At 45.0% G+C, this 966-nt stretch carries 1 pseudogene; it reads left to right on the top strand.

Annotation, left to right across the window (positions count from 1 at the left end):
• Window positions 1-20 precede the first annotated feature (20 nt).
• Window positions 21-966 (top strand): annotated as a pseudogene (locus tag Q4Q54_RS21615) (IS3 family transposase); the annotation flags it as partial.

A 966-nucleotide genomic window follows, 5' to 3' on the forward strand; every position in this document is an offset into this window, starting at 1 on the left:
CAATAAATTAAGAGGTCTATATGAGTCTGAAAAAATCACATAAGAGTTATCCGCAGGCATTTAAAGATGAAGCCGTCTTGATGGTGCTAGAGCAAGGTTATAGCGTTGCCGATGCGGCAAAGTCTCTTGGAGTTAGCACGAGCCTGCTTTACAACTGGAAGGAAAAACACCAAGCCCTGCAACAAGGTATCACCTTAGAAGAGTCTGAGCGTGATGAGCTAAAGCGATTACGTAAAGAAAACAAAGAATTACGAATGGAGAAAGAAATTCTAAAAAAGGCAAGCGCCTTCTTTGCGAGAGAAATGAAGTAAGATTTCGTTTCATCAAACTGCAATCTCACCTATTCCCCATAGCACTGTTATGTCGAGTAATGAGTGTCAGTAAGTCAGGCTATTACGATTGGCATAAACGCCCTGCAAACGTGATAAGCCTTGAAACACTGAAGCTTTATCGCCTTGTTCGACAGCTATTTAAGCAAAGTCGAGGCAGCTTAGGGAATCGTGAAATGGTGAAGAAATTGCGCAAGGAAGGCTACCAGGTTGGTCGCTATCTCGTTCGTAAAATTATGCACCGCCTTCGACTCAAAGTAACCCAGCGATGTGCTTACAAGGTGACGACACAGCGAAAACACTCAGATGCAGTGGCTGATAACCTGTTAAACATGAACTTTAATCCAGTATCGGCTAATCAGGTCTGGGCGGGTGACGTGACCTATTTAAAGACGGGTGAAGGCTGGATGTATTTAGCAGTGGTGATGGATTTATATTCGCGCCGGATTGTGGGATGGCACATAGACAAACGCATGACCACAGATTTGATATCCAAGGCATTAATAAAAGCCTACAACCTGCGCCAACCGGCCAGAGGGTTGGTATTTCACAGTGACCGAGGCTCGCAATATACCAGTAAGCAATTCGGTAGGCTGCTATCGAGCTATGGTATCCGAGCCAGCATGGGTGATGTGGG

Origin of the sequence: Shewanella sp. SP2S2-4 (assembly GCF_031932025.1) — a bacterium.
Lineage (GTDB): Bacteria > Pseudomonadota > Gammaproteobacteria > Enterobacterales > Shewanellaceae > Shewanella > Shewanella baltica.